The sequence below is a fragment of the Peptococcus simiae genome, assembly GCF_046569735.1.
GTDB lineage: Bacteria > Bacillota > Peptococcia > Peptococcales > Peptococcaceae > Peptococcus > Peptococcus simiae_A.
Window position 1 is genome coordinate 58,589 of the sequence record NZ_JBKICG010000013.1, and the last position, 6,728, is coordinate 65,316.

Sequence of the window (6,728 nt, forward strand, 5' to 3'; positions counted from 1 at the left end):
GGCTGATCTTTTATGCAGCCGCTTGTCTTTTATTTTTCAGCTTGCTACACTGGGCATACGTTCGAGAAAGGAGATGCCTATGGCGGAAAAATACCAAGAAATCATGAATAACCTGGAGGAGGCCATCCTATGCGGCCGCCTGGCCCCAGGAGACCGCCTGCCCTCAGAAAGGGATCTGGCCGATCTCTACCACTGTCACCGGTCCACCGTTGCCCGCGCCCTGGGCGAGCTCGTTGACCGCCGGCTCATTGAAAGGAAGGTCGGCAGTGGCAGCTTTGTCAGCCGGGGCAAGTGGAGCCTGGGCCTGCCGGACCGGATGCAGCGGTCAGCCTTTCCGGAAAGCCCCTATAGCCGGCAGGTCAAAGCCCGGCTGGCTGCAGATCCGGATACCCCCTGGCAGCACCTGGAAGATGGGGATGCCCCCCGCTCCTGGCTGCCCCAGGGGTCTATCAGGGCCCTGTCCTGGGACAAGGTCTTTGACGCGGCGGCAGACGGGGACGCCATGGGGCTGACCGCCTTAAGAGAAACCGTCGCCAAGGACCTCTACGCCCGCTACCACTGGCAGGTCTCCCCTGAAGAAATCCTAATTACCAGCGGGACCCAACAAGCCATCTTTCTGGTCACCCACGGCTATTTAAACCCCGGGGACACGGTAGCCATTGAGGCCCCCTCCTACTTCTACCACCTGCCTATTTTTCAGGCAGCCGGCCTCCGTCTCATCCCCATCCATATGCAGAGTGAAGGCCCCTCTATTGAAGACCTGGCCCAGGCGGTCCGCCACACCCGGATCAGCATGGTCTTTTTAAATCCCATCTTTCAAAACCCAACGGGCATCCATACCAGCCTCAAAAGGCGCAAGGAAATCCTCCACCTCTGCAACCGCTACCAGATCCCTATTTTTGAGGACGATGCCTCCGCCCAGTTGTCCTATGCCCAGGAGACAGAAAATAGGCCTATCAAGGCCCTGTCCGGGGCCGACCAAATGTTTTATGCCGGCTCTATTTCCAAGTACATGGGCCCAACCATCCGGATTGGCTGGCTCATTGGCCCGCCCCACCTCATGCACGCCCTGGCCAACTTCCGCCGGGACATTGACGCCGGACTCTCCGCCTTGCCCCAGCACATCCTCCGGGACTACATGGCCCGGGACCTCAGCCTGCAAATTGACCTCTTAAAGAGACGGACCCGGACCGCCCTCAAAGATCTCACCGCCTATATGAAGGCCAACTTTCCGGCCCTCCACCCGGTGGCCACCCAGGGGGGCTTCTACCTCTACTACCGCTGGCCAATAAAAAATCGGCCCCAGTACGAGGCCGTTCGTCAGCAATTATTGGATGATCATATTATTATCGCCGAGGGACAGGCCTTCGGCGATGACCGCCCGGCCATGCGCCTCAACCTGACCCAGTTCCGGCCTATTTCTTAGCCGGCTGGCCGGTATGCCGCTTAAGTAAGATAGAGACCACATAGCAGATAAGGCCAGCCCAGACAAAAAGAAAGGTCAGCCACTGGGCCCGGGAAATCACCTCTCCATAAAGGAGGGTCCCGCAGAGGAGCTGGAGGGTGGGGTTGACATACATGAGGATGCCGGCCAGGGTGTAGTCTGTACTAGCAATGCCCGTTGAGTAAAAAAAGAGGGGCACCGCTGTCACAATCCCTGTGGTCGGGAGGAGGAGCAACTGCCAAAGGCTGGCATCCCCTGCCTGCCCCTTGGCAAACATGACCGTCACGAAAACCAGGAGGGGTAGAATATAGGGGGTCATCTCTACCGTGAGGGCAGAGATGGACTCACTATGGCAGGTCTTCTTCAGGGCCCCATAAACGGCAAAGGACAGACCAATCACCAGGGCCAGCCAGGGCACCTGGCCATAGGAAATAATGGAAATGCCCACCCCAACGGTAGCCAGAATGACGCCGGCCCATTGTAGGCCGGTAAGTCGCTCCTTAAAGACCGTAAAGCCAATGACGATAGAAATAATCGGGTTTAAGTAATAGGCCAGGCTGGCGTCTACAATGTGGTTGGTGTTCACGGCAATGATGTAGGACCCCCAGTTGATGAGCAAGACGCCCCCGGCAATAAAAAGCCGCCACACCTCCCGCCGGTCCGCAAAAATACGCTTGACCTGGTTGAGCTTTTTCAGGGCCGCCAAGATAATGATGCAGAGGATAAAGGACCAAATGGCCCGGCTCCCTAAATTGACATAAGCACTCACATCTGCAATCAGCTTCCAGTAAATAGGTAAAACACCCCATAAGACATAACACAATAAAACCAATAAGGGTCCTCGCCGCATACGCCCCGCCTCCTTCTCTCATACCACCAGTATAAAAATGATGCCGGCCCCCTGTCAATGCATAGAAAGAAAAACGCTTTGCCTTTTCGGCAAAGCGTTTTGACTTGTCAGGCTGAGCGATTACTTGTCCTCGCCCTTGACCTTATCCAGCAGATCATTGGCCTTAGCGGCGGCACTATCCTTGAGCTCATTCAGTTTTTCTTCAGCCTCACCCTTGAGCTGCTGGGCCTTTCCTTTGAGTTCAAGTTCTTCATCGCCTAAGCCTTGGCCGACTTTTTCCTTCGCTGCGCCAATACCTTGATCCAGTTTATCATTTGCCATATTAATCACTCCTTACTGACTACTTACCCAGCAAGGAGCAAAATATGCAGGCCTCCTGCAGCGGCCTGCTACCTGCGCACAAAATTGGTAAAGATTTTGTCCTCAATTTGTGGCCGGCCATGACCAACTTTCTCACCGGCAGCAAGGCAGTTTAAAATCCAAGCCATATTCTGCCCCAGGACCCGCATGGTCTGGAGGCCTTCAACATCAGCCTCCATGTCTTCCCGGACCAGGCCGTGGACCATATTCCAGTATTGGCTGGCAATGATGGGCATATTTGAGATGGTATAGAACTTATTCAGCCGGTCAAAGCTGGCAGTGGCTCCACCCCGGCGGCAGCAAACCACACTGGCGGCAGGCTTATAGGTTAAATGCCGACTGGCGCTACAAAAGAGCCGCTCCATAAAGGCCTGGATATTGCCTGTCGGGGCCCCGTAATAGACCGGCGACCCAAAGATAAAGCCTTCAGCCTCTTCAGCCAAGCTAGCAAAGGTATTGACCTCATCATCAAAGATGCACTGGCCGGTTTTTTTACAGGTCATACAAGCTGTACACCCCTTGACCGTTTTGCCTACCCAGAAAATTTCCGTCTCCAGGCCTTCCTTTTGCAGAGATTTTTCCACCTCTTGCAGGGCCCGGTGGGTACAGCCTTCCTTATTCGGTGAACCATTGACTAAAAGAACTTTCATTTTTACCTTCCTCCTCCATATTGCCCCTTATTTTATGCCCTAACTGACACAAATTCAAGAAAAAGAAGGCTCCAGGGCAAGCATCCTCCCCATTTTATAATTTTCTATTATTCTAAATTATTTTTATTTTATCCAGTTGAAAATAAAAACTAATCCTTTATAATGAATTTATATCTATATGTTTTATTATGGATAACCCATAACTAAGGAGGCATTTTATGAAAAAAGTATGGCAGACCCTATTACAGGCTGGGGTCCTAACCCTTGCCCTCGTCCTGGTGCCCGGCACTTTATGGGCCGCCAGCTACACAGATACCCCGGGCCACTGGGCCGTCCTGGGCATTGAAAAGGCCCAGAGCCTGGACTTGGTCAAGGGCTATGAAGACGGGAGCTTCCGGCCCGATGCAAACGTAACCCGGGCGGAATACATCGCCTTCCTCAACCGCAGCTACGGGGTCCACGATATGACCCCCAACCAAACAGCCTCCGGCTACAGGGATGTGGCTGACCAGGCCTGGTACAAGAGCGAGGTTGAAGCTGCCCAGGGCCTTGGCTATTTGGCCCTCTTTGATGCCGATAAGCTCCTTCCCGACCAGGCTATCAGCCGGGAAGAAGTGGCCCAGCTCACTTCCAGCCTCCTGGCCATCAAGGAAGAGGCCGCTCAGGACCAAGGGCCCATCAAGTTTTCCGATGCCGGCGACATTTCACCGACCTGCCGGCCAGGGGTGGCAGACCTCCAAGCCCGGGGCTATCTGGGCGGCTATCCCGATGGCAGCTTCCGTCCGAAAGCCCCGGTCACTCGGGCAGAAGCTATTTCTATCTTGCTCCGAGGCCTCAAGGAAGACCCGGTGGTCGCCCAGGCCGGCCGGACCCTGGTCAAGAGCCAGGACGGTAAGGCCTACCTCATCGACCAAGACAACCAGGCCCGGTTCAAGGCCATCCAGACCAAGGACAACCGGGTCAAGGTCAATGATAAAGCCTACCTACTCAATGACGATGACAGCCTGGCCCTGGGCTGGGTCAAACGCGATGGCCTAAACTACTACGCCACAGCCGACCAGGGCCTGGCCCGGGGCTGGCAGCAAATCGATGGCCAGACCTACTACTTCTCCCCCTACTCCTACGAACGGCTCGAAGACGGGGTCTTTTCCACCGGCTACAAGGCCCACTGGTTCAATAAAGATGGCGTCGTATCCGGCGGCAACCGGCCCGGCGGCCACAAGGGCAAGGCCATTTACTGGGCCCTTCCCGATCAAGAAGACCTGTCCAACAACTGGCTCAATGCCCCTGATGCCGACCGCCGCTTCCTGGGCCAGGCCGTCGCCAATTATGCCGCTAAGCGGGAAGGCCTCCCCTTTAAGTGGTTCGGCTGCGACTTAAATGACCCCAGCGGTGTTTACTGCTGTGGCGCCGTTTACAGCGCTTATAAGGAACTCGGCCTTGCCACCCTTCCCCCCTCTGCCAGTCAAATTCAGGCAGACGAAGGCTACCGGATGGTCAAGGACCAGTACCTCACCGCCCCGAATTATGGTGGCAAATACATTCCTTCTAGCTTTGCCGGCATGTGGCCGGGGGATGTAAGTTATTCCTACCACCCCGGCTATAATTATGGCTACAACCATGCGGCCATCTTCCTAGGCTTTAACAATGGCCGACCCATCATTGCCCACGCCACCCTGGCAGACGGCTTTATTGTAGAGCCGGCAGATATTATCACCAATACCTGGGGCTATGTCTACCGGGATGGGATCCGGTTCGTCTAAGGCCCAGCAAGATTTCTAACATAAAAATCCGCCTCAACTTGGCACTTAAGGCTAAGTTGAGGCGGATTTTTGTCGCTTATGGGGCTCTCAGGGCCGGTCATCAGCCAGGAGAGCGACAAAAGTTGCTTCGAGAGATTGGTCCAGGGGATAGCCTAGGTCAGTAAAAGACTGGTCCAAGGCCGCAAAAAGGGCCCTGAAGTTGTCCTCTGAAATATTATTCCCCATGTGGCCAATCCGGAAGAGGCGGTCTGCCATAGGACCGACCCCCTTGGATATCAGGATATCCTTGGCCCGCATGGTATCCAACAGTTGGCTGGCTGAAAGGCCTTCCGGCAGGCAAACTGCAGTCACGGTATTGGCAAAGTGGTCCAGGGCATAAAGGGACAGACCAGAGGCCGTCACCGTTTCCCGGGTCAGGCGGGCATAGCGTGCATGGAGGCTCAGGTAGTCCTGGGCCAGTAACCGGTCTAGGGCTTCATCCAAGGCAGCTGTCAGGTGCTCACTCATGGTATAAGGAAAGGCAAAGGCCGGGTCATCGTAGGCATAGTAATTTTTAAAGTTGAGATAAAAGGACGGGATCTCTTTTTGCCGGTCGGCAATCTTTTCTTCAGCCCGCTTGGACAGGGTAACGAGAGACAGGCCCGTCGGCGCGCTGAGGACCTTCTGGCTCCCACACAAGATACAGTCCAGGCCAAAGGCATCAAAGTCCACCTTTTCCCCACCAATGCCGGAAACACTGTCTACAATAGATAGGATCCCATACTGGTTCAAAAGCCCGGCTACACCGGCCAGGTCATTGGTCACCGCTGTTGGCGTTTCGCAGTGGACCATAGTGGCCAGAGCAAAATCATGATCTCTTTCCAGAAAGGCCGCCAAGCGGTCCAGGTCCAGGCCATGTCGGTGGTCTTGGCTAAAGACAACCGGTTCGCCGCCAACAAAGCGGACATAATCAGCAAAGCCCTGGCCATAAACCCCATTTGATAGGACCAGGACCCGGTCGCCAGGTTCAACCAGGGAGACCACCGCCCCCTCCAGGGCCACCATGGCTTCACCAAGCATCATAAAGGTCGTCGCCTCAGTCTTCAGCAACTGCTGGTACTTTTTGATGACCTGCTGGTGGAAGGTCAGGTAGTCCGGGTCTAGGTCCGGGTTGGTCGAAGCCTGGGTCATCCGGTCAAGGACCTCCGGCGCAATCGCTGTCGGTCCAGCACATAAAATTTTTCTTGCCATAATCATCCTCCGTTACAGAAATACTGGTACATCCACTATAGCACAAGGGGACCCTTTTGACCATGGGATGCCAAAAGACCGGACGACCAGCAGAAAGACAGACCCAATAAAGGAATCACCGTCCCAGGAGAAGGAATAAAAAAAAGAGAAGCCACCCTCTGATGACTTCTCTCTAGGCCTGAGTGGACTTGAACCACCGACCTCACGCTTATCAGGCGTGCGCTCTAACCAGCTGAGCTACAGGCCTAAACTAAACAGACCAAACAAGGTAAATATCATTTTTGTAACGGTTCTCCGTTACGGGTTTTCCTTAGAAAGGAGCTGGTGCTTTAGCAGTCGCGTTAGCGACACCAGCCGGCCATCATCGTCAGATGATGGATGCGGCGGTATAACTTCCGCTCTGCTTAACAAGTCGCTCTTTTCCAGGTTTA

The 6,728-nt window shown here is 54.7% G+C and carries 6 protein-coding genes and 1 tRNA gene; 2 read left to right on the top strand and 5 right to left on the bottom strand.

What is annotated here, in order from left to right; genetic code table 11:
- The first annotated feature begins 79 nt into the window (after positions 1–79).
- The gene (locus ACLGL1_RS06725) at positions 80–1,426 is read left to right on the top strand and encodes a PLP-dependent aminotransferase family protein (RefSeq protein WP_411007936.1); all 1,347 of its coding nucleotides are present in this window, start codon (positions 80–82) and stop codon (positions 1,424–1,426) included.
- Here ACLGL1_RS06725 and rarD read toward each other — a convergent pair.
- The 3 genes from rarD to ACLGL1_RS06740 form a co-directional block, all read right to left on the bottom strand.
- Positions 1,416–2,294, bottom strand: a complete 879-nt coding sequence (rarD, locus tag ACLGL1_RS06730; RefSeq protein WP_411007937.1) for an EamA family transporter RarD — start codon at positions 2,292–2,294, stop codon at positions 1,416–1,418. The genes ACLGL1_RS06725 and rarD overlap by 11 nt on opposite strands.
- A 120-nt stretch (positions 2,295–2,414) precedes the next feature.
- Positions 2,415–2,615: a hypothetical protein gene (locus tag ACLGL1_RS06735; protein ID WP_411007938.1), complete on the bottom strand. Its 201-nt coding sequence runs from the start codon at positions 2,613–2,615 to the stop codon at positions 2,415–2,417.
- Positions 2,616–2,683: 68 nt separating this feature from the next.
- Complete coding sequence (locus tag ACLGL1_RS06740; protein ID WP_411007939.1) at positions 2,684–3,304, bottom strand: flavodoxin family protein; 621 nt, start codon at positions 3,302–3,304, stop codon at positions 2,684–2,686.
- 218 nt (positions 3,305–3,522) lie between these two features.
- On the opposite strand from ACLGL1_RS06740, the gene ACLGL1_RS06745 reads away from it, so the two are divergent.
- Complete coding sequence (locus tag ACLGL1_RS06745) at positions 3,523–5,067, top strand: S-layer homology domain-containing protein (protein ID WP_411007940.1); 1,545 nt, start codon at positions 3,523–3,525, stop codon at positions 5,065–5,067.
- A gap of 87 nt (positions 5,068–5,154) precedes the next feature.
- On the opposite strand, the gene ACLGL1_RS06750 is transcribed toward ACLGL1_RS06745, so the two are convergent.
- Together ACLGL1_RS06750 and ACLGL1_RS06755 are read right to left on the bottom strand one after the other, a co-directional pair.
- Positions 5,155–6,297 (bottom strand): pyridoxal-phosphate-dependent aminotransferase family protein, encoded by a 1,143-nt coding sequence (locus tag ACLGL1_RS06750; RefSeq protein ID WP_411007941.1) that lies wholly within the window; start codon positions 6,295–6,297, stop codon positions 5,155–5,157.
- Between the two features lie 173 nt (positions 6,298–6,470).
- Positions 6,471–6,544: transfer RNA gene (locus ACLGL1_RS06755), tRNA-Ile, on the bottom strand.
- Positions 6,545–6,728: the final 184 nt, after the last annotated feature.